The sequence below is a fragment of the Pseudomonas sp. HLS-6 TE3448 genome, from assembly GCF_053629555.1.
Genome location: NZ_JBRJIO010000001.1, coordinates 3,099,350 through 3,119,151, shown reverse-complemented (window position 1 = coordinate 3,119,151; position 19,802 = coordinate 3,099,350). Strand labels below are relative to the sequence as shown.

The window sequence follows — 19,802 nt, the reverse complement described above, 5'->3', positions numbered from 1 at the left end:
TCAGGTATGACGTAACTGCCTGAGGAGCCTTGCGATGAGCAAACGCCTACCCAACGTGCACGCCTGGCAATGGCGACACTACCACCACCATCCAACCAAACTGGCGCTCCACCTGATTGCCGTGCCGCTGTTCATCCTTGGCACGCTGATGGTGCTGGCCGGCCTGTTCAATGTGGACCTGGGCGTACTGGCCGTGGGGGTGATCGCCCTCCTCGCCGCGCTTGCCTTGCAACGCCAGGGCACCGCCGTTGACGCCAGGCAAAGCGATTCAGGCCATGGCAATTGATCGGCTTAGCGACGTTCCATGTCAGCCAGCAGTTTCGCCAGGCTCTGGTCGGCGCGGATCTCTGCCTCACGTAACTGGTTCTGCCAGTGCGTGACGCAGGGTGCCAGGTCGCCTTGCTGTTCGGCCTGTGACAACCACTGTACCAGGTCGTGCCAGTCGCCCAGATCGCCCTGTACGCCCTTCAGTTGCCGCTGAAGCCGATCACTCAGGCACTCCAGCTGCGGATACACCTCAGCGCCATAGCGCACCCGCTTGATCAACAAGCGCAGGCGATGACGATCATGGGCAGGGTCGTTGAGCGCCTTGTGGACGTCTTTCCATTGCCCCCGCAAACGCTTGTCGATGCGCTGGCTCAAGCGGCGAATCAGCTTCTGACGCTGCGCGGCACGTAAAAACATGGGAAACGCATCAATGATTGCCTGCACACGTTGCAGCTCAGCACTGACAGCTACCTGCGCGAACACCTCGCCCTCTTTCTCCAGGCGCCGCTGGGCAGCAGCATACTGACCACGCTCCAGCAGTTGAGCGGCCAATACCTCGCGGTCGCGCAACGGGGTTGTCAGCTCGCCCAGTTTGCCAGCGGCATGCTCCAGCTGATCAACCCCGGGCAAGCCCCGCAGGGGCCTTAGCAGGCTACGCAGACGCCGTACACCGATGCGCAAATCATGCAACGCCTCGCTGTCGGTATTAGCCTCAAGACGCGCCTGACAGGCCATCAAGCGAACCTGCAGGCTCAGCATCTGGACGATTACATGATCAAGCATTGCCGCCATGTCCTACTCCTGAGGGGTCAACGTCCAGCGCGGGATTCACGGATATAGAAGCGGGCTTTCTCGGCTTTGTTGGTACAGCCTTCAAATGCCTCGAACTGTTGCTGGGTCTTGGCACCGGTCAACAGTGACAAAGCCTTAGAGTAGCTTACCGTGCCGGCAAAGCCTTCGGCCTTGGCCAGGTCGAGCTCTTTCCAGGCTGCGTCGAGCTGGGTGGCACAACTGTCGCGATAGGCCGTTTTACCGGCACAACCGCTCAGGGCCAGGGCAATCAGCGGCAGGGTAATCCAAGCTTTCATCAGCAATACCTCAACAAAAAAAATCAAGTTGGAGACTTCGACGGCACAGCTGTACAAAAGTGCCGCGCTCAGCCTATCGCAGCGCATCTATCGATTGAAGCACAGCTACGATTAGGTGCATTGTTAGACCATTGACGGTCGAATGCCGCCCAGGAGCAACCATGAGTAAACGTGTAGCACTGGTGTTAGGGTCGGGTGGTGCTCGAGGTTATGCACATATCGGCGTCATCGAGGAAATCGAACGTCGCGGCTACGATATCGCCTGTATTGCCGGCTGCTCCATGGGTGCGGTGGTTGGCGGCATCTACGCAGCGGGCAAGCTCGATGAATACCGTAACTGGATTGAAAGTCTGGACTACCTGGATGTGCTGCGTCTGGTGGATGTCAGCTTCCGTCTCGGGGCAATTCGGGGCGAAAAGGTGTTCGGCCAAATCCGCAAGATCGTCGGCGAGATCAACATCGAAGAATTGCGAATCCCCTACACCGCCGTCGCTGCTGACCTGACCAACCAGCAGGAAATCTGGTTTCAGGAAGGCTGCCTGCACCAGGCGATGCGTGCCTCGGCGGCAATTCCCAGCTTGTTCACACCTGTCGTGCAAGGCAACCGCATGCTGGTCGACGGCGGCATCCTCAATCCGTTGCCGATCATTCCCGTGGTGTCGAGCCACTGCGACCTGATCATAGCGGTCAACCTCAATGCAACCAACCAGAAACACTACCAGTTACCGATCATTGAGCGCCCCCCTGCCTTCAAAATGCGCTTTGACAACCTGATCAGTTCGCTGGGTTCGCACCTGCCATTTCGGCGTAAACAGGCCGAGCACCTGATGCAACTGGATCAGGAAATCAGCCCGATCACACCAGCCCCCAACCCTTGGCTCAGCGAAGCCGCCGACCCTGAAGCACAGCAACCGGCAGCCGCTCCAGAAATCGATGGCGCGCCGAAATCCGCCAGTGGCTCCTTCATCATCGATAACGTTGGCCCCGCATCGCTGCTGGACCTGATCAACCAGAGCTTCGAGGTGATGCAGACGTCGTTGGCGCAATACAAAATCGCCGGTTACCCGCCGGATGTACTGATCAACGTTCCGAAGCGGGTCTGCCGCTTCTTTGAGTTCTACAAAGCACCGGAGCTGATTGCGCTGGGACGGCAGATCGCCAGCGATACCTTGGACAACTATGAAGGGGAGCGGCGCTAAGCGCGGCCGGCACCTACAAAACCCAGGCGCTCATATCCCGTCTGGACCAATCAATCGATAGCCCACGCCGGGTTCTGTCACGATAAACCGCGGCGAGGTGGGGTCGTCACCCAGCTTCTGTCGTACATGGGCAACCACGATCCGCAGGTAGTGGCTGTCGTCGACGTGGGTTGGCCCCCAGATATCCTTGAGCAGTTGCTGCTGGGTAATCACCCGCCCCGGATGGCTGGCCAACTGCGCCAACAGCGCATACTCCTTGCGCGTCAATGCCACTTCTACACCGTCGAGGGTCACCCGACGAAACGCCAGGTCAACAGTCAACGGCCCGAAACAGGGCGCCGATTCCTGTGCCACCGACTGTGGCACCTGACGCAGCAGCGCGCGAACCCGCGCCAGGAACTCCTGGATACCAAAGGGTTTGGTGACATAGTCATTGGCACCCGCATCCAGCGCCTCGACCTTCTGCACTTCGCTGGCCCGCACCGACAGCACCAGCACCGGCACCTGGCTCCATTCGCGCAACTCGCGCAGCACATGCTGCCCATCCATGTCCGGCAGCCCGAGGTCAAGTACCACCAGGTCCGGGCGGGTCAATGCCGCCTGGCTCAGCCCTTCGCTGCCCGTCGCAGCCTCCACTACCTTGTAGCCTTGGGAGCTGAGACTGATGCGCAGAAATTTACGAATCTGTGGTTCGTCGTCGATGACCAGCAAGGTCGCGGTCTGGGTCATGGCGTGTCGCTGTCCAGTTCAGGTTGGGTCGGGAGCGGCAAGCATAGAGTGATACAGGTGCCCTGGCCATCAATGCCCTCGGCAACCCGTATATGCCCACCATGGGCGCCGATCATGCCCTGGCAGATCGCCAGGCCAAGGCCGGTGCCCTGCCCGCCACGATCCCCCCGGGCGGCGGTATAGAACATGTCGAAAATCCGTTCACGTTCATTCGGTGGAATGCCAGGGCCTTGGTCGCTGACAGCAAAACACAGCATCTTTTCCTCGACCGTTACACACAGTTCGAGTCGCCCCTGAGGGGGTGAAAAGCGTGCAGCGTTTTCCAGTACGTTGATCAGCGCCTGTTCGATCAGTGCCGCATGAACGTACAACAAGGGCAGGCCCGCCGGAACTTCAGCACGCAACTGAAACGGCGCCAGCACCACGCGCAGGCGGTTCAATGCACTGCCGACGATGTCTGCCGGAGCGACCCAATCGCGGGCCAGCGTCAGCCCGCCGTGGCCCAGCCGGGTCATGTCCAACAGGTTCTGGATGTAACGGTCCAGCCGCTCGGCTTCGTCGCGAGTGCCTTCAAGCAACTCACGACGATCTTCCAGAGGGATGGCCTCGCCCAGTGCCAGCAAGCTGTCGATGCTGCCTCGCATGGCGGTGAGCGGGGTACGCAGGTCGTGGGAGACCGAGGCAAGCAAGGCGCTGCGCAGTTGCTCGGTCTCACCGTGCAGACGCGCCGCTTCCAGCTCATCGGCCAAGCGAGCACGCGCCAGCGCCTGCGCCAGTGGCTGGCTCAGGGCCTTGAGCATACGTCGTCGCTGCGGCGTCAGCGTATACCCCTCACGTGGACGTACGCCGAGCAAGGCCAAGGGCCCCTCCTCTGCAGACAACGGCCACCACCACCAACGCCCATTGGGCAAGGTGTCACTGCCAAGCCCGGCTGCCTGATCGTGCTGCCAGGCCCAATCGGCAGCGGCACGTTCATTGTCGCTGAACTGCAATGCACCTCCGCTGGCCACCCGCAGGGCACCTTCGGCATCACGTTCGAGCAGGCACACCTGCAAATCGTGCGGGCTGTCCAGGTACTGACCGGCAGCAGTGAACACCGCCTGGCGATCAGTCGCTGCCGTCAATTTACGCGACAGGCCGAGCAACTGGTTGGTCTGTTCCTGGGTCTCACGCAGCGCCTGTAGCTGCCGACGCTGACGGGCAGCCAGGTTGCCGGTCAAGGCCGCCATCAACAGGAAAAACAATGAGGTCAGGACATCCTCTTCACGTTGGATGCTGAAGGAGAATGTCGGCGGGATGAACAAGAAGTCATAGCTCAGAAACGACAGCACGGCGCAGGCCAGCGCAGGCCCAAGGCTGCTGCGTACTGCCACCAGCAGCACGGCGGCAAGAAACACCAACGAGATGTTCGGCAACGCCAATACACTGGCGACCGCCCAGGCCAGGCCGCTCGCCAAGACCGTGGCCAGTAGCGCCAACAGGTAATGTCGCCAGACCCACTCCCCCTGCACAGGCAACCGCACAGGTTCGGGCTGGGTATCCCGGTTGAGCACGTTGACTTCCAGGCCATGGGCTTCGCGCAACAGCCGTGCAGCGACCCCGGCACCAAACAGGCGTCGGCGCAGCCGATCACGCGACTGCCCGACCAGCACCAGGCTGGCCCGGCGCTCGGCCGCATGCTGGATCAAGGCATTGGCCACCTCGCCGGCGCGCAGCACCACGACCTCGCCCCCCAGGCGCTCGGCCAACCGCTGAGCAGCCTGCAGACGTTGACGGGCTGTTTCATCGCGCAAACGGCCATTGTCGACATGCACCAGGCTCCAGGGCAGGTGTCGACGCTGTGCAACGCGACTGGCATGACGCACCAGCCGCTCAGCCTGCGCATCGCCATCGACACCGACCAACAACCGCCCACGCAACGCTGGTGCATCCTGCCCCAGTTTGCGGTAACCGTGTGCCAGATCGGCATCGACCTGGGCGGCAGCCGTCTGCATGGCCAGCTCGCGCAGCGCGGTAAGGTTGGTCTGGGTGAAGAAGGCATCGATGGCCGCGCGGGCCTGCTCCGGCACATACACCTTGCCCTCGCGCAAGCGCTCCAGCAGCTCACGCGGCGGCAGGTCGATCAGTACCAGTTCAAAGGCTTCTTGCAGTACCCAGTCCGGCAGCGTCTCGCGCACCTGTACACCGGTGATGCCACGCACGTGGTCATTCAAGCTTTCCAGATGCTGCACGTTGACCGTGGTGTAGACGTCGATGCCGGCCGCCAACAACTCCTGCACATCCTGCCAGCGCTTGGCGTGACGACTGCCCGGCGCATTGCTGTGGGCCAGCTCATCCACCAGCACCAGTTGCGGAGCGGCCTTGAGCAGGCCGTCCAGGTCCATTTCCTCAAGCACTACACCACGGTATTCCGAGCGCACACGCGGCTGCTGGGGCAACCCGCCAAGCAACGCTTCAGTTTCGGCACGACCATGGGTTTCGACCACCGCCGCCAGCACCTTGACCCCATGACGCAGTTGGGCGTGTGCGGCTTGCAACATTGCATAGGTCTTACCCACCCCGGGTGCGGCCCCCAGGAACACCTTCAGTCGGCCACGACCGTCACGCGGCAGTTCGGCCAACAACGCATCGGCGCGTTCGGAATCACTCATGGTTACGGCTTGTCCTTATTTCGACGCAGGTGCCAGTCGGTCCAGTGCCATATTGAGGGCCAAGATATTGACCACCGGCGGGCCAACCAGCGGCTGCAGGGTGAACTGCTCGACCAAACCTTGCAAGGCCTGCACCGAAACCTGCCGCGCCGCCGCCACCTTAGGCACTTGATAAGCCACTGCCGCCGGTGGCAGGTGCGGATCCAGCCCGCTACCGGAGGTGGTCAGCAATGCCAGGGGCACGGGCCCCTGCTGAGCCGTGAAGACACTTGCAGCCGCCTCGCTCACACGGGTAGCCAGTGCCGGGTTGCTCGGCGCCAGGTTGCTGGCGCCACTGGCCACGGTGGCGTAATCCGCCGCCGAAGGCCGTGACTGGAACCAGGCATCACCCTGGAACGCCTGGGCAATCTGCAATGAACCGCGCACCTGCCCCTGATCGTCGCGCAGCAAACTGCCATTGGCCTGCTCGGGAAAAACCACTTGGGCGACACCGGTGACCACCAGTGGGTAAACCGCGCCGGTGATCAGCGTCATCAACAGCATCAGGCTCAAGGCCGGACGTACTAGCGTAGTCATGTTCAATTCCTCGGTTCAGACCAGTTGCAACGCATTGAGCAGCAGGTCGATCAACTTGATCCCGGCAAACGGCACGATCAGCCCGCCCAGCCCATAAATCAGCAGGTTGCGACGCAACAAGTGAGCGGCACTGGCAGCCTTCACCCGCACCCCTCGCAGAGCCAGCGGGATCAGCACGACAATGATCAAGGCGTTGAAGACAATCGCCGACAGAATTGCGCTCTGTGGGCTGGCCAGTTGCATCAGGTTCAGCACCCCCAACTGCGGATAGATGGCAGCAAACAGGGCCGGAAGAATGGCGAAGTACTTGGCCACATCGTTGGCAATCGAGAAGGTGGTCAACGCCCCACGGGTGACCAGCAGCTCCTTGCCCACCTGCACCACATCCAGCAGCTTGGTCGGGTCACTGTCCAGGTCGACCATGTTGGCGGCTTCGCGCGCGGCCTGGGTGCCGTCATTCATGGCCATGCCAACATCTGCCTGTGCCAGTGCCGGTGCGTCGTTGGCACCGTCGCCACACATGGCGACCAGGCGCCCGTCATTCTGCTCCTGACGAATGCGCGCCAGCTTTTTCTCTGGCGTGGCCTCAGCCAGCACATCATCCACCCCGGCTTCAGCAGCAATGGCCGCGGCGGTCAGGGGGTTGTCGCCCGTCACCATCACCGTGCGGATGCCCAACTGGCGCAGCTCGGCGAAACGCTCACGAATACCTGGCTTCACCACATCCTTGAGGTGGATGACGCCAAGCAGGCGCTTGTCCATGCAAACCAGAAGCGGCGTGCCGCCGCTCTGGGCGATCTTGTCGACTTCCTTGGACAGCGCAACAGGCATCTCCAGACGCTGCATACCGACGAAAGCCAGCACCGAGTCCACTGCACCCTTGCGGTAAGAACGTTGCTGGTAATCAACCCCCGACAAGCGTGTCTCGGCACTGAACGGCACCACCGTCATCGCATTGGCTTGCGGCTCGCTGAAGTCGTGCAACTGCCGCAGGTATTCAACGATCGATTTGCCTTCAGCGGTGTCATCGGCCAACGAAGCGAGCAAGGCGCCTTCGCCCAGTTCACGAGCGCTCACCCCTGGCGCGGCATGCAGGGCACTGCAACGACGGTTGCCGAAGGTGATGGTGCCGGTCTTGTCGAGCATCAACACATGCACATCACCGGCGGCCTCCACTGCACGCCCGGAGCGGGCAATCACGTTCAGCCGCACCAGGCGATCCATGCCGGCGATACCGATGGCCGAGAGCAAGCCGCCAATGGTGGTCGGAATCAAGGTCACCAGCAGCGCCACCAGGAACACCAACGGAATCGCACCGCCGGCAAAATAGGCGAACGGCTGCAGGGTCACCACGACCACCAGGAAGATCAGGGTCAAGCCGATCAGCAGGATGTCCAGCGCGATCTCGTTGGGCGTCTTCTGCCGTTTGGCACCTTCGACCAAGGCAATCATTCGGTCCAGGGTCGACTCACCGGGGTTGCTGGTGATCTTGATCAACAACCAGTCAGAGACCAGCCGGGTGTTGCCGGTAACTGCCGAGCGGTCGCCGCCCGACTCACGAATCACCGGCGCAGACTCACCGGTAATGGCTGCTTCGTTGACAGCGGCGATACCTTCAAGCACCTCGCCGTCACCAGGGATCATCTCACCGGCCAGCACCTTGACCACATCACCCTTTCGCAGCGCCGTGGCCGGTATCACTTCATAGCTGCCAGCAGCGTTACGACGCCGGCAACTGAGGCCCTGGCTACCCGCCTTGAGGCTGTCGGCGCGCGCTTTGCCACGCCCCTCGGCCAACGCTTCGGCAAAGTTGGCGAAAAGCACGGTGAACCACAGCCACAGGGCGATTTGCAGCGCCACATGGGTCGGCACAGCGCTGTCGGGCAACAGGCAGAGCACGGTGGTGAAAACCGCCGTTAGCTCGACCACCAGCATCACCGGCGCACGTTTCAACTGGCGCGGATCAAGTTTGACGAACGCCTGCACCAGGGCTGGCCGCCACAGCGCAGCAAAAGTCGTCCGAGCCTGTTCGGCCGGCACCGCATTCACATCAGGAATCGGCATGTTCATGATTCACTCCTTAGAAGCCCAGGCTCAGGTGTTCAGCGACCGGGCCCAAGGCCAGGGCCGGCAGGAAGGTCAGGCCACCGATCAACAGGATGGTGACCAACAGCAAGGTGACAAACAGCGGACCATGGGTCGGAAAGCTGTTCTGCCCTACCGGCGCGGTTTTCTTGAGCGCCAGGCTGCCGGCCAGGGCCAGTACCGGGAGAATGTAGCCAAAGCGGCCAATCAGCATGCCCAGGCCGAGCATCACGTTGTGGAACGTGGTATTCGCACCCAGCCCAGCGAAGGCAGAACCGTTGTTGGCACTGGCCGAGGTGTAGGCATACAGCAGTTGGCTGAAGCCATGAGCACCCGGGTTGCTCACCGCGCCTGCAGGGCCAGGCAAGCTGGTTGCCAGCGCACCCAGCACCAGTACCCCGAGTGGCATCACCAGCAAGGTTGCTACCAGCAATTGCACTTCACGCGCCTGCAGTTTCTTGCCCAGGTACTCCGGTGTGCGGCCAATCATCAGGCCCGCCAGAAACACAGCGATCAACACGTTCAGCAGCATGCCGTAGAGCCCGGCACCCACACCGCCAAAAATCACCTCGCCCACCATCATGTTGACCATCGCCACCATGCCGCTGATCGGGTTGAGGCTGTCGTGCATGTTGTTCACCGAACCATTGGACGCCGCTGTCGTAGTGACCGTCCACAGCACGCTACCGGTGGTACCGAAGCGGCTTTCCTTGCCTTCAAGCGGTGCCGTCTGTTCGACCTGAGGGTTGCTCAATGCCGGGTTGGCCTGGTACTCGGACCACAGCGCAGTCGCCCCACCGATCAGGAACAGCGCCAGCATGCAGGCGATGATCGCCCGGCTTTGGCGCAGGTCTTTGACGTAATGGCCAAAGGTGAACACCAGGGCCACCGGGATGAGGATGATTGAAGACACCTCGAAGAGGTTGCTCCAGGCACTCGGGTTCTCGAATGGATGCGCCGAGTTGACCCCGAAGAAGCCGCCGCCGTTGGTACCCAGTTGCTTGATTGCAATCTGGCTGGCGGCCGGCCCCAGCGGAATAAGCTGGTCGACGCCTTGCAGGGTGAGCGCTTTGACGTAGTCGCTGAAGGTTTGCGGCACGCCCTGCCAGACCAGCAACAACGCCAGTACCAGGCACAGCGGCAGCAAGCCATAGAGGGTTGCACGGGTCATGTCGACCCAGAAATTACCCACCGTGCTCGCCGAGCGTCGGGCAATGCCACGGCACAGCGCGACCAGCACGGCAAGGCCCGTCGCGGCACTGACAAAGTTCTGCACGGTCATGCCAAGCATCTGGCTCAGGTAGCTGACTGACGCCTCACCGCTGTAGGACTGCCAGTTGGTGTTGGTCATGAAGCTGACTGCAGTGTTGAATGCCAACGACCACTCTTGTCCCGGCAAATGCTGCGGGTTGAGCGGCAGGTAACCTTGCAGCAGCAGTACACCGAACACCATCAGGAAACCAGCCAGGTTGAACGCCAGCAAGGCCAGCGCGTACTTCTGCCAGCTCTGCTCGCGGCCCGGATCGACACCTGCGATGCGATAACAACCCCGCTCCACTGGCCCCAGAATCGGCGTCAGCCAGGTACGCTGCCCTTCCATCACCTTGTAATAGAAACGGCCCAGCCAAGGTGCCGGCAACAAGACGATGGCGAAAAATGCCAACAGCAACGCGTAATCGTAACTGTGCATGGCCACTCCTAGCCCCTGTCCGCGCGCAACAGCGCGGCCATCAGATAAACCCACAACGCCACTGCCAGCAGCAGTGACACCCCGTCCAGAATGCTCATCACAACTCTCCGTCTCGCAGCACAGTGCCGCTGACGGTCATTGTCGGAAGAGAGGCTGTAAAGGAACGAGAGCGAGTGCCCGATGAAGGCATAAAGAGTGCGTAAAGATCACCGGCGGTGCTGCAGCGGGTCAGGCGCGCGGCTGGTCCGGCTTGCTGTGCACCCAGTCCAGCAGCAGGCTGTAGGCCACCGCAAGCAGGGTTGGGCCAATGAACAGGCCGATGAAACCGAACGCCAACAGACCGCCAAACACACCGAGCAGGACAATCACCAGCGGCAGGTCACCGCCACGGCTGATCAGATAGGGTTTGAGCACGTTGTCGACGCCACTGATGATGAACGTGCCCCACATGCCCAGGAACACCGCCATACCGTATTCCCCCTTCCAGACCAGCCACGCGGTGGCGGGTATCCAGGCCAGTGGTGGGCCCATGGGGATAAGGCTGAGCATGAAGGTAATGATGCCCAACACCAGCGCACCCGGTACGCCTGCAATCAAGAATCCGATCAATGCCAGCAACGCCTGGGCCGCCGCCGTGCCGATCACACCATTGACCACACGCTGCACGGTGCCGGCAATCAGGTCGAGGTAGTAGCCGGCACGCTCACCGATCAGGCGGCCCAGCAAGCTCAGGACAAACGCCGCAAGACGCGGCCCGTCACGGTAGAAAAAGAACACGAACACCAGGCTCAGGGCAATTTCGAGCATACCGCTGCCAATCTGGGCACTGCGCGCCAGCAGCCAGTTCCCGACCTGACCGAAGTACGGCTTGAGATTGGCCAGCATGGCCACACCCTGCTGGTCGACAGCGACCCAGACACCCACCAGGCGCCCGCCGATCAATGGAATACTGCCCAACCAGCTCGGCGCATCAGGCAGGCCGTCAACCTGTACGTCTCGAATGAACGCCGTAGCATCGCGAACGTGGTCCACCAGGTTGAACCCCAGCCAGACCAGCGGCAAGGCCACCAGTAAAATCCACAGCGAGGTCAGGAACGCCGCTGCCAGGGTCTCTCGGTCCCCCAGCAGCCGCGTCAACAGGCGCATCAACGGCCAGCTGGCATACGCCAGGATCGCCCCCCAGAGCAACGCAGAGAAAAATGGCGCCATGACCCACAGGCCAGCCCCAAGCAATCCCAGCAGGAGGATCTGTACCAGCAGGCGGTCGTTACTCAGCATGATGTTCCCTGATCAGCGAATCAATTCAACGTGCAGGCCGCTTGCGCTGCCCTGACCAACTTCCAGCCGCGCCGCGCGCACACCGGTCTTGATCAACTGTTCGCGCCAGGCTTCAGCCTGGGCGCCAGCCAGTGTGACACGCAGGGTGCTGTCCAGGTTAAAACTTCGCCCAAGCAGTACAACCCAGTCTGCTGGCGGCTCCCCTCCAAGGTCGGGATAGTCCAGCTTGCCGGTACTGCGCAGTTCACGTAGCACCGTTGCCGGGGTTGGTAAAACGTCCGCCAGGGGCGCATTGGCAACAAACTGCTCGGCATGCAGGTAGGCCCGCTTGTTTCCACGTGTGATGCCGTACAAGGCGATCAAGGTATCCTGAGCTGGCGCAGCCAGACGCAGGAGCACAAAGGCTTGCTGCTCGTCGGAGCCATAGAGCCGCGCATTACCGAACACCTCATTGGCCCACAGGTTGCTCTCACCGCAGTCACGCGCCTCACACCAGAACAGCGCATAGCCGCCCTTTGCCTGCAAGGCTTCTCGCGCTTGAGTGAACGCCTCGCTGGCGGTCCGCTCGACGGGCAGCTGCCAGGTCACCGAGCTGAGTTGGCCTCGGCCCTCAATCTTGTTCTCCATGCGCAATTGGCCACTGATCTTGCGCAGGGCACCCAGCGGGTAGACGCGTTCCTGCTCCGTCGCCGCGTGCTGATCAACGGCTTTGGCATCCGTTGGCACCGGCAGTTCGGCGGCAACCAGCGGCCAGGCAACGAGCAAGGCCAGAGCGGAAACAGCAGATTTCAGGCTCGTCATCATATTCATCGGCACGCCACGCCCTGAAGGGCGCCGCGAGGTGAGGCAGTGTCACACGTGGTCATGGTTGTCTCCCTGTTCAACCCGCCAAGCCTCGACAGTTGCCTACTACAAGTCAAGGAATGGCAAAGAAGCGATTGAAACAGTCTGCGACAAGGGACGCACCCGCCTCATCGTTCAGGTGCAGGTGGTGGCCACCCGGCAGTTGTTTCTGTTCAAAGGGTAGCTGCTCAAGCAAGGCAGTGTGCCACACCAACATACCGTCGGCGGCCACGATCAATTGTGCAGGGCAAGCGATGCGGCGCACAAAGCTCTGCGCTTGCTCATCGCTCAAGCGTAGCGCTGAAGGTAACGTCAGGCGACTGTCGCTGCGCCAGGTAAAACCACCCGGCACGGCCTCCAACCCTCGCTGGGCGAGCAGCCCTGCCGCTTCGCGACTCACCGCCACCACACCCTTCATGCGCGCCTCAACGGCCTGCTCCAGTGCCGCATACACCGGTTTGGGCTTCTTGCCGTGGCGCAGTTGCGCCTGCAGGGCCATGCCCATGCGCTCGGCAGTGTCTTCAACCCCGGCGGTCGGCGGGACAACGCCATCAATCAGGGCCAGACGAGCGATACGTTCAGGCACGGCCCCCGCCAGCACCACTGAGACAATCGCCCCCAAGGAGTGCCCCATCAGGGAAAAGCGCTCCCAGCCCAAATGTTCGGCAACCCTCAACACGTCGAAGGCATAGTCCCACAAGGCATAGCTGGCCCCTGGCGGGCGGTGGCCGGACAAACCGTGCCCGGCCAGGTCCAGCGCAACGATACGCACCCCCGTCAGCTTCGGTGCCAGCCGTGCAAAGCTGTTGGCATTATCCAGCCAGCCATGCAACGCAATCACTGGGCGTCCATCGGCCGGGCCAAACAGCTGCGCCGCCAACTCGACATGCCCCAGGTTCAGACGCACCTGTTCGATTGGGCCGGTCATACACTGTGCTCCTGCCAACGGTCGAACAGCCCCTTGAGCAGGCTGGCGGTGTCGGTCGGTCGCTCCAATGGAAACATGTGCCCACCCGGCACGCTGTGAAACTCGCCGCGCGGCATGCGACGAACCGCATAGGCATGATGACGCTTGATCACCCGGCTATGACTGCCCCGCACCATCGCCAGCGGGATCGAAACCTGACGGACTTGCCCTGGGCTGATATGGGGCAAGCTACGGTAGATGCTGATTTCGGTGGCCGGATCGAAGCGCAGGCGCAACGCGTCGTCCGCCTCCTGCAGCCCATGCTGCACATAGGCGTCGAGGCAGTCGGGGTCGAAGTTGCGAAACAGGCTCTTGCCTGTGAAGTAGGCCCGTGCGGTTTCTCGATCCGGAAACGCCTCACGTCGGCCCAGCGTACGCCCGGCCGGGGTAAGGCGATCTATAAAGCCAAAGCGCTTGGCCGTGTGAATCAGCCACTCATCAGCGCGCGTCAGTACCGGTGAGTCCAGCATCACCACGCCGCGGTAGAACTGTGGGCAGCGCATTGCCGCATGCAGGTGCAGAACCCCGCCCAGGGAGTGCCCGACCCCCCAGACCGGCGCAGGCTGTTGTTGCAGATGGTGGATCAACTCGTCGACCAGGCTCTGCCAGTTATCGTTGACCGGGAAGCGCGGGTCGTGGGCATGCTGAGGCAGGTGGCTGACCTGATAGTCCGGCGCCAGCGCAGCGAATAGCTTGCCGTAGGTGGCCGAGGGGAAACCATTGGCATGAGCGAAGAAGATCTGCTGCGACATGGCCGCCTGTCCGAGAGGAGTAATGGCGTCATTGTCCGCGCCGACTCGGCGCGGGGCAATGTCCGGAAAAGCCATCAGAGACGGCAATCAAGTCAATAGGACGGTGATACCGGCGCAACAGCCTGAATCACCCGTGCCTTCAACGGCTGGGGACAGCCTCGCCCAGCGCGATGACGGCTATCGTCAGCCGTGAAATGCAACTGGTCTTGCCCTCTTCGGCACTCAATCGAATGTCCCAGACGTGGGTGCTGCGCCCGATATGCACCGGCCGCGCCGTTGCCGTGACCCGACCACTGCGCAAGCCACGCAGGTGGTTGGCATTGACCTCCAGGCCCACGCAGTAGAACTTCTGCGGATCGATACACAAATAGCTGGCCATGGAGCCGACGGTTTCGGCCAGCACCACTGAAGCACCACCATGAAGCAAACCGAACGGTTGGCGGGTACGGTGATCGACCACCATGCTGGCCGTCAGCGAATCGTCGCTGAACGACTCGAAGCGGATGTCCAGTACCTCGCCAATGGTGTTCTTTTGCTGGTGATTAAGCTGGTCGATATCAGGCTGGGTGTACCAGATGCTCATGGGCGAGTCCTTTATTGTTCTGGGTTGAGCAAAGCTCAAGCATGGCTCAGGCTACGCAAGGTCATCAACCCAGCCAACGGCCAGTCACCTTCAAGCTCGGCGAGCGAGGCAGTGCTCATCGGCTGCGGATCGCGTCGATGCCCCTGTTCAAGCATCCCCACCAGCGTGCCAACCAAGGGCTGATGGCTGACCAACAGCACATGTTCCAGGCCCAGCTTGTCCAACTCGGCGATCACCTGGTCGGCTTCGCTCTCCGGGGTCAACCACGGTACGGTGATCAAGGGCTTGTCGAAGGACAACGCGTCACAGACCAACTGGGCTGTCTGCTGCGCGCGCACATAAGGGCTGGCCAGGACGGCTTGCAGCGGCTGCCCGAGCAACTGCGCGGCACTGCGCAACACCTGCTCACGACCATGCGCGGTCAGACGGCGTTCGGCATCGCTGTGGGCCCGCGCCTCGGCCTCACCATGACGCAGTACCCAGAGCTTCATAGCTTCGGCTCCTCATCACGCACCGGATGGGCAGCCGCAGGTACGCTGTGGGGTGCTTCACCTTCCGGCGCACGTGGGCTTGGCCAGTCAGCAAATGGCCACGGCTTCTGGTCACTGTGGAAGCTGCCGAAACGACCGATTTGCGCAAGGTACTGGCTGAGGCTGTCGCCAAAATTCATCAGGCTGGCACTTGGCGCGCCGTAGATCAGTCGATAGATCAACTGCACCAGTATCAGACCACCCAGCAGCAGCTCGGCCAGTTGCCACACAATCAGGAACACCAGCATCCAAAGGATACGCAGACCGATCGATTCGCACTGGGCCTGTTTCGGGGATTCGTTCATCTACTGCTCCTGTCGTTCAGTTGAAACCGCTGGTGGAAATGAAGTCGACATCAGTCTTCGGCTCGCCACGCATCAACAACTCGATGACCTGATTGAGGGTACGCCCCTCGAACAGGATCGCATGAAGCCCTGCCACCAGCGGCATGTAGACCTGCAACTCCTGGGCCTTGACCTTGAGCACCTTGAGGGTATTGACGCCCTCGGCCACTTCGCCCAGTCGACTGACTGCCTGCTCCAGGCTCAAGCCCTGGCCCAGTGCGTACCCCACCTGATAGTTGCGGCTCTTGGGCGAGGAGCAGGTGACGATCAGATCCCCCACCCCGGCAAGGCCAAGGAAGGTCATCGGGTTGGCGCCCTGGCTGACGGCGAAGCGGGTCATTTCCGCAAGTGCACGGGTGATCAGCATGCTCTTGGTGTTCTCGCCCATACCCAGGGCCACAGCCATGCCGGCAATAATGGCATAGACGTTCTTCAAGGCCCCGCCCAGCTCGACACCGAAGCGGTCGCTACTGGCGTAGACACGAAAGGTTCGACCATGGAGCACGGCCTGAACGCTGCGACAGAGCGCTTCATCTTCGCTGGCAACCACCGTCGCAGTGAGCGCATGCTCGGCCACTTCGCGCGCAAGGTTCGGCCCGGACAGCACGCCAATACGCGCCTGCGGGGCGATTTCCTCGAGGATCTGGCTCATGAGCTTGAAGCTCTGGGCCTCGATACCTTTGGTCAGACTGACCAGCATCTTGCCGCTAAGCAGCCCGGCATGGGGGGCCAGCACTGAGCGCAATGCACTGGAAGGCAGCGCGACAAAGATCAGCTCGCTCCCCTGCAGGGTCGCCAACAGGTCAGTAACCGGCTCTACCCCCGGGTGAAGTTTGATGCCCTTGAGGTAACGCGGATTCTCTCGATTGCAACGCATGGCCTCGGCCTGTTCGGGATCGCGCATCCACTGGCGTACCCGGACACCATTTTCGGCCAGCAGATTCGCCACCGCGGTGCCGAAACTACCGCCACCCAGAACTGCAACCGGTTGCTGTTCAGTCATATTCAATCCGTTAATGCCAAAAATGTGGCGACGTCCGCATTATACGGCGCGATAGTGCCAGAGCCAGCGCCAGATACGCGAATCATCGCCGGGGTTGTCCTCAGACAACTGGAAAATGCCGGCTACTCGGTTAACATGCCCGATTTATATCCGTAATAAGGCCGCGCCGTGTCACTTGGCCCTCTTCCTTCATGCGCTCTTATGCTGCCGACCCTCGCGGTGAGCGGTCAGCACCTGCCTGAAAAACGCCCTCTGGGCAACCAGGTAACAGCTCAGGATCGCCCTGTCGACGCGGAGCCCGCACGCTGATGCGCAGGCTTCTGGGCGCACTGCTGCTGGCCTGGCTGTGGCCGCTGACGGCAACGGCACACGACATCCTGCTGACGGCCGCGACAGAAAGCCCGGGCGTGCGCGCCTTTGTCCACTCACTGGAACAACGGCGCAGTGCTGACCAGGTACGTTTCCTGCCGGTGGCCGAGTTGCCTGCGCCGGGACGCATAAAGCCGACAACCCGGCTGATTCTGCTCGACACCGCCGCCCTCGACTGGCGCCTTGGTGAAACCGCCGGGCCACCGGCACTGGTGATGCGCATCAGCCGAGTGCAGGCCAACCAACGGTTTGGGCGTGTGCCCCCACACTACCTGAGCCTGCTGTGGAGCGACCCGTCGCCTGCACGCCAACTGCGCCTGATTCGCTATCTGCTGCCACACGCTCGACGGGTCGGCGTGCTCTATAGCGAGCAAAGCCGTTTCCTGCTCGATGAGCTGAACCAGAGCGCACAGCAGTTGGGCCTGCACATCAACGCCCAAGCCTGGCCAGATCCTCGCGACAATCGCCCTTTGCAAGCGCTGCTGCAGGGCAGTGACGTCGTGCTCGGCCTGGACGATCCAGGCCTGTACAACCCGCGTACCGTCAAGAACCTCCTGCTCAGCAGCTACGCCCGACAGATGCCCCTGATCGGCCCCACGGCCGGGTTCGTCAAGGCCGGCGGCCTGGCCAGCACCTTCAGCAACAAGCACGACTGGCTGCGGGTGCTGGACCGCCTGCTCGACCAGGCACCGGCCAAATGGCCGCGCACCCACTACCCTGAGCGTTTTGGCGTCATCGGCAACCCTCAAGTGGCCCGCGCCCTGGGGATTGAGCCGATTGAACCGGCGGCGGCAACCAAGGTCGTCGCCGAAGGAGAGCCCACCCCATGAACCTGCGCCTGAGCCGGGACATTCATACCCGCACGCAGATGATCAGCCTTGGCCCCGCCCTGCTGCTGACCTTGCTGCTGATCGGTTTCTTTACCTTCGTGCGGATCCAGGACTTGCGCCAGGAACTCAACCACACCGGCCAGTTGATCGCCAACCAGTTGGCTCCCGCATCGGAGTACGGCGTGATCGCAGGTAACGAGGACGTGCTCGAAAGTCTGATGCGGGCCACCTTGAGCATCCCCCACGTGCGTTTTCTGGAGGTTCAGGACAGCGCCAACCATATTCTGGTGCATGTCGAGCAACCCGACGAAAACGACAAACCCACAAAACCGGTTGAAGTGTTCCAGGCGCCAATACGCTTGCAACAGATCCCCCTGGACAACGACTTCCTGCATAACAGCAGCCTGCCTGCCTCGGCCCCAGGGGACGACTACCTGGGCCGGGTCATCGTCGGTATGTCCAACGACGCCTTCAGCCAACGGCAACAGGAAATCGTGATCAAGGCGGCGATACTCGCCCTGTTCGCCCTGATCTTCACCTTCCTGCTGGCCCGCCGCCTGGCCCTCAGCCTGGCCAAACCCATCAGCGACATGAGCCAGGCCGTCAAGGCGATCCAGCAAGGCGACTTCACCTCACCATTGCCGGTGCTGGACGACACCGAACTGGGCAACCTCTCCCGGCACATCAACAACCTGGCCAGCGCCATGGCCAAGGCCAGCCACGAACAGCAACAGGCCATCGCGCAACTGGTTCAGGCCCGCGAAGAAGCCGAACAGGCGAACAAGGCCAAATCAGACTTCCTGGCAATGATGAGCCATGAGCTGCGCACACCGATGAACGGCGTGCTGGGCATGCTGCAGTTACTGGAAACCACCCCACTGAGCGAAGAACAGGCCGACTATGCCGCCGTGGCCACGGAGTCAACCGGCCATTTGCTCAAGGTCATCAACGACATTCTTGATTTCTCGCGGATCGAGAGCACTACGCTTGAGCTTGAACACATTACCTTCAACCTGGCCGAACTGATCGGCAGTTGCACCCAGGCGTTCCTGCACACGGCCCAGCAGCGCGCCCTGGAGCTGCAATTGCACATGCCGCCCGGCATCGAGCAATTGCAGGTGGTCGGCGACCCGACGCGCATCCGCCAGGTACTGGTCAACCTGATTGGCAATGCCTTGAAGTTCACTGAACGTGGTACGGTGCAAATCGAACCGCGCTGGCAAGTGCTCGACCGCCAACTGATCTGGTTCAGTTGTGCAGTACGCGATACCGGTATCGGCATCGACAGCCAACACCTGGAAATGATGTTCGTCGCCTTCCAACAGGCGGACAGCTCGATTTCCCGGCGTTATGGCGGTACGGGCCTGGGGCTGTCGATTGCCCGAACCCTGGCAGAGCGCATGGGCGGCAACCTGCGCGCCGAAAGTCGCGAAGGCCAGGGCTCAACCTTCACCCTTGAGATCCCCTTGACCCTGGCGGTAAAACCGCAACCCACACTGCCACCCAGCGTGCATGTCGGTGAGGACAACGGTCAGGGCCGGCGAATCCTGCTGGTAGAGGACAACCCGGTCAACCAGACGGTCATCGAAGCCATGCTACGCAGCCTGGGCTATGAAGTGTGCGTGGCCGTCGACGGTGCTCAGGCTGTGACCCAGGCCGCTCGTCAGCGCTTTGCTGCCGTGCTGATGGATTGCCGTCTACCGGTGATCGATGGCTACGAAGCCACCCGTCGAATTCGCCAGCAACCCAAGGACAAAGCCTTGCCGATCATTGCCTTGACTGCCAATGCGCTGCTGGGTGATCGCGAACGTTGCCTGGCCGCCGGAATGAACGATTACCTGACCAAACCCTTCAAACGCACAGATTTACAGCAAATTCTGCAACGTTGGTTACCCGCTGACGCAGCGGCGACTGGCGATAAATGCTAAATTGCGGCAGTCTTAGAGACTGAATCAAGGCCGATTGAGGTCTTGAAAAAAAATTTCAGTGCACAAGTGTACATCTTCGTCCCTGTGCTG

At 61.6% G+C, this 19,802-nt stretch carries 19 protein-coding genes and 1 pseudogene; 4 read left to right on the top strand and 16 right to left on the bottom strand.

Annotated features, from left to right (window positions below; all coding sequences use genetic code 11):
• Nucleotides 1-34: 34 nt before the first annotated feature.
• Nucleotides 35-268 (top strand): annotated as a pseudogene (locus tag AB7M23_RS14425) (terminase); the annotation flags it as partial.
• Between the two features lie 23 nt (nucleotides 269-291).
• Here the strand turns inward: AB7M23_RS14425 and AB7M23_RS14420 are convergent.
• Nucleotides 292-1,059: a CHAD domain-containing protein gene (locus AB7M23_RS14420; protein ID WP_454241132.1), complete on the bottom strand. Its 768-nt coding sequence runs from the start codon at nucleotides 1,057-1,059 to the stop codon at nucleotides 292-294.
• A gap of 17 nt (nucleotides 1,060-1,076) precedes the next feature.
• Complete coding sequence (locus tag AB7M23_RS14415; RefSeq protein ID WP_454241131.1) at nucleotides 1,077-1,355, bottom strand: hypothetical protein; 279 nt, start codon at nucleotides 1,353-1,355, stop codon at nucleotides 1,077-1,079.
• A gap of 161 nt (nucleotides 1,356-1,516) precedes the next feature.
• On the opposite strand from AB7M23_RS14415, the gene AB7M23_RS14410 reads away from it, so the two are divergent.
• A complete protein-coding gene (locus AB7M23_RS14410) occupies nucleotides 1,517-2,554 on the top strand; it encodes a patatin-like phospholipase family protein (RefSeq protein ID WP_454241130.1) in 1,038 nt (345 codons plus the stop codon).
• A 30-nt stretch (nucleotides 2,555-2,584) separates the two neighbouring features.
• On the opposite strand, the gene AB7M23_RS14405 is transcribed toward AB7M23_RS14410, so the two are convergent.
• From AB7M23_RS14405 to AB7M23_RS14340, 14 genes are all read right to left on the bottom strand, one after another.
• The gene (locus tag AB7M23_RS14405) at nucleotides 2,585-3,283 is read right to left on the bottom strand and encodes a response regulator (RefSeq protein WP_454241129.1); all 699 of its coding nucleotides are present in this window, start codon (nucleotides 3,281-3,283) and stop codon (nucleotides 2,585-2,587) included.
• Entirely contained in the window at nucleotides 3,280-5,934 is a 2,655-nt protein-coding gene (locus AB7M23_RS14400) for an ATP-binding protein (protein ID WP_454241128.1), read from the bottom strand. Before AB7M23_RS14400 ends, AB7M23_RS14405 begins: the two co-directional genes overlap by 4 nt.
• 15 nt (nucleotides 5,935-5,949) lie before the next feature.
• Nucleotides 5,950-6,510, bottom strand: coding sequence for a potassium-transporting ATPase subunit KdpC (gene kdpC / locus AB7M23_RS14395; RefSeq protein WP_454241127.1), 561 nt, complete (start codon nucleotides 6,508-6,510; stop codon nucleotides 5,950-5,952).
• A gap of 15 nt (nucleotides 6,511-6,525) precedes the next feature.
• The gene (gene kdpB, locus AB7M23_RS14390) at nucleotides 6,526-8,580 is read right to left on the bottom strand and encodes a potassium-transporting ATPase subunit KdpB (RefSeq protein WP_454241126.1); all 2,055 of its coding nucleotides are present in this window, start codon (nucleotides 8,578-8,580) and stop codon (nucleotides 6,526-6,528) included.
• Between the two features lie 10 nt (nucleotides 8,581-8,590).
• Complete coding sequence (kdpA, locus tag AB7M23_RS14385) at nucleotides 8,591-10,285, bottom strand: potassium-transporting ATPase subunit KdpA (RefSeq protein WP_454241125.1); 1,695 nt, start codon at nucleotides 10,283-10,285, stop codon at nucleotides 8,591-8,593.
• A gap of 8 nt (nucleotides 10,286-10,293) precedes the next feature.
• Nucleotides 10,294-10,383: a K(+)-transporting ATPase subunit F gene (gene kdpF / locus AB7M23_RS14380; protein WP_065759426.1), complete on the bottom strand. Its 90-nt coding sequence runs from the start codon at nucleotides 10,381-10,383 to the stop codon at nucleotides 10,294-10,296.
• A gap of 130 nt (nucleotides 10,384-10,513) precedes the next feature.
• Nucleotides 10,514-11,563 carry an AI-2E family transporter gene (locus tag AB7M23_RS14375; RefSeq protein WP_102052592.1) on the bottom strand — a complete coding sequence of 350 codons (1,050 nt, stop codon included), beginning with the start codon at nucleotides 11,561-11,563 and terminating at the stop codon, nucleotides 10,514-10,516.
• A gap of 12 nt (nucleotides 11,564-11,575) precedes the next feature.
• On the bottom strand, nucleotides 11,576-12,364 hold the full coding sequence (locus AB7M23_RS14370; protein ID WP_454242177.1) for a DUF4892 domain-containing protein: 789 nt from the start codon (nucleotides 12,362-12,364) through the stop codon (nucleotides 11,576-11,578).
• 115 nt (nucleotides 12,365-12,479) lie between these two features.
• Nucleotides 12,480-13,334, bottom strand: a complete 855-nt coding sequence (locus AB7M23_RS14365) for an alpha/beta hydrolase (protein WP_454241124.1) — start codon at nucleotides 13,332-13,334, stop codon at nucleotides 12,480-12,482.
• Nucleotides 13,331-14,125, bottom strand: coding sequence for an alpha/beta fold hydrolase (locus tag AB7M23_RS14360; RefSeq protein WP_454241123.1), 795 nt, complete (start codon nucleotides 14,123-14,125; stop codon nucleotides 13,331-13,333). The genes AB7M23_RS14365 and AB7M23_RS14360 overlap by 4 nt, the downstream gene beginning before the upstream one ends.
• 139 nt (nucleotides 14,126-14,264) lie before the next feature.
• Nucleotides 14,265-14,708, bottom strand: a complete 444-nt coding sequence (locus AB7M23_RS14355; RefSeq protein ID WP_454241122.1) for a hotdog fold thioesterase — start codon at nucleotides 14,706-14,708, stop codon at nucleotides 14,265-14,267.
• A 35-nt stretch (nucleotides 14,709-14,743) separates the two neighbouring features.
• Entirely contained in the window at nucleotides 14,744-15,199 is a 456-nt protein-coding gene (gene sixA, locus AB7M23_RS14350; RefSeq protein ID WP_102052594.1) for a phosphohistidine phosphatase SixA, read from the bottom strand.
• Nucleotides 15,196-15,543, bottom strand: coding sequence for a DUF4389 domain-containing protein (locus AB7M23_RS14345; RefSeq protein WP_454241121.1), 348 nt, complete (start codon nucleotides 15,541-15,543; stop codon nucleotides 15,196-15,198). The genes sixA and AB7M23_RS14345 overlap by 4 nt, the downstream gene beginning before the upstream one ends.
• 16 nt (nucleotides 15,544-15,559) lie before the next feature.
• A complete protein-coding gene (locus AB7M23_RS14340) occupies nucleotides 15,560-16,585 on the bottom strand; it encodes an NAD(P)H-dependent glycerol-3-phosphate dehydrogenase (RefSeq protein ID WP_065759434.1) in 1,026 nt (341 codons plus the stop codon).
• A 308-nt stretch (nucleotides 16,586-16,893) separates the two neighbouring features.
• On the opposite strand from AB7M23_RS14340, the gene AB7M23_RS14335 reads away from it, so the two are divergent.
• Both AB7M23_RS14335 and AB7M23_RS14330 read left to right on the top strand, forming a co-directional pair.
• Nucleotides 16,894-17,784, top strand: coding sequence for an ABC transporter substrate-binding protein (locus AB7M23_RS14335; protein ID WP_454241120.1), 891 nt, complete (start codon nucleotides 16,894-16,896; stop codon nucleotides 17,782-17,784).
• Nucleotides 17,781-19,712, top strand: a complete 1,932-nt coding sequence (locus AB7M23_RS14330; RefSeq protein WP_454241119.1) for an ATP-binding protein — start codon at nucleotides 17,781-17,783, stop codon at nucleotides 19,710-19,712. The genes AB7M23_RS14335 and AB7M23_RS14330 overlap by 4 nt, the downstream gene beginning before the upstream one ends.
• The last annotated feature ends 90 nt before the right edge of the window (nucleotides 19,713-19,802 follow it).

Excerpts from the sequence above, each read along its gene's own strand:
- kdpC (WP_454241127.1), bottom strand. The coding sequence starts at position 6,510 with ATGACTACGCTAGTACGTCCGGCCTTGAGCCTGATGCTGTTGATGACG.
- AB7M23_RS14420 (WP_454241132.1), bottom strand. The coding sequence starts at position 1,059 with ATGGCGGCAATGCTTGATCATGTAATCGTCCAGATGCTGAGCCTGCAG.
- AB7M23_RS14370 (WP_454242177.1), bottom strand. The coding sequence starts at position 12,364 with ATGACGAGCCTGAAATCTGCTGTTTCCGCTCTGGCCTTGCTCGTTGCC.
- AB7M23_RS14340 (WP_065759434.1), bottom strand. The coding sequence starts at position 16,585 with ATGACTGAACAGCAACCGGTTGCAGTTCTGGGTGGCGGTAGTTTCGGC.
- kdpF (WP_065759426.1), bottom strand. The coding sequence starts at position 10,383 with ATGAGCATTCTGGACGGGGTGTCACTGCTGCTGGCAGTGGCGTTGTGG.
- AB7M23_RS14345 (WP_454241121.1), bottom strand. The coding sequence starts at position 15,543 with ATGAACGAATCCCCGAAACAGGCCCAGTGCGAATCGATCGGTCTGCGT.
- kdpA (WP_454241125.1), bottom strand. The coding sequence starts at position 10,285 with ATGCACAGTTACGATTACGCGTTGCTGTTGGCATTTTTCGCCATCGTC.
- kdpB (WP_454241126.1), bottom strand. The coding sequence starts at position 8,580 with ATGAACATGCCGATTCCTGATGTGAATGCGGTGCCGGCCGAACAGGCT.
- AB7M23_RS14330 (WP_454241119.1), top strand. The coding sequence starts at position 17,781 with ATGAACCTGCGCCTGAGCCGGGACATTCATACCCGCACGCAGATGATC.
- AB7M23_RS14405 (WP_454241129.1), bottom strand. The coding sequence starts at position 3,283 with ATGACCCAGACCGCGACCTTGCTGGTCATCGACGACGAACCACAGATT.
- AB7M23_RS14415 (WP_454241131.1), bottom strand. The coding sequence starts at position 1,355 with ATGAAAGCTTGGATTACCCTGCCGCTGATTGCCCTGGCCCTGAGCGGT.
- AB7M23_RS14375 (WP_102052592.1), bottom strand. The coding sequence starts at position 11,563 with ATGCTGAGTAACGACCGCCTGCTGGTACAGATCCTCCTGCTGGGATTG.
- AB7M23_RS14335 (WP_454241120.1), top strand. The coding sequence starts at position 16,894 with ATGCGCAGGCTTCTGGGCGCACTGCTGCTGGCCTGGCTGTGGCCGCTG.
- AB7M23_RS14355 (WP_454241122.1), bottom strand. The coding sequence starts at position 14,708 with ATGAGCATCTGGTACACCCAGCCTGATATCGACCAGCTTAATCACCAG.
- sixA (WP_102052594.1), bottom strand. The coding sequence starts at position 15,199 with ATGAAGCTCTGGGTACTGCGTCATGGTGAGGCCGAGGCGCGGGCCCAC.
- AB7M23_RS14400 (WP_454241128.1), bottom strand. The coding sequence starts at position 5,934 with ATGAGTGATTCCGAACGCGCCGATGCGTTGTTGGCCGAACTGCCGCGT.
- AB7M23_RS14365 (WP_454241124.1), bottom strand. The coding sequence starts at position 13,334 with ATGACCGGCCCAATCGAACAGGTGCGTCTGAACCTGGGGCATGTCGAG.
- AB7M23_RS14360 (WP_454241123.1), bottom strand. The coding sequence starts at position 14,125 with ATGTCGCAGCAGATCTTCTTCGCTCATGCCAATGGTTTCCCCTCGGCC.
- AB7M23_RS14410 (WP_454241130.1), top strand. The coding sequence starts at position 1,517 with ATGAGTAAACGTGTAGCACTGGTGTTAGGGTCGGGTGGTGCTCGAGGT.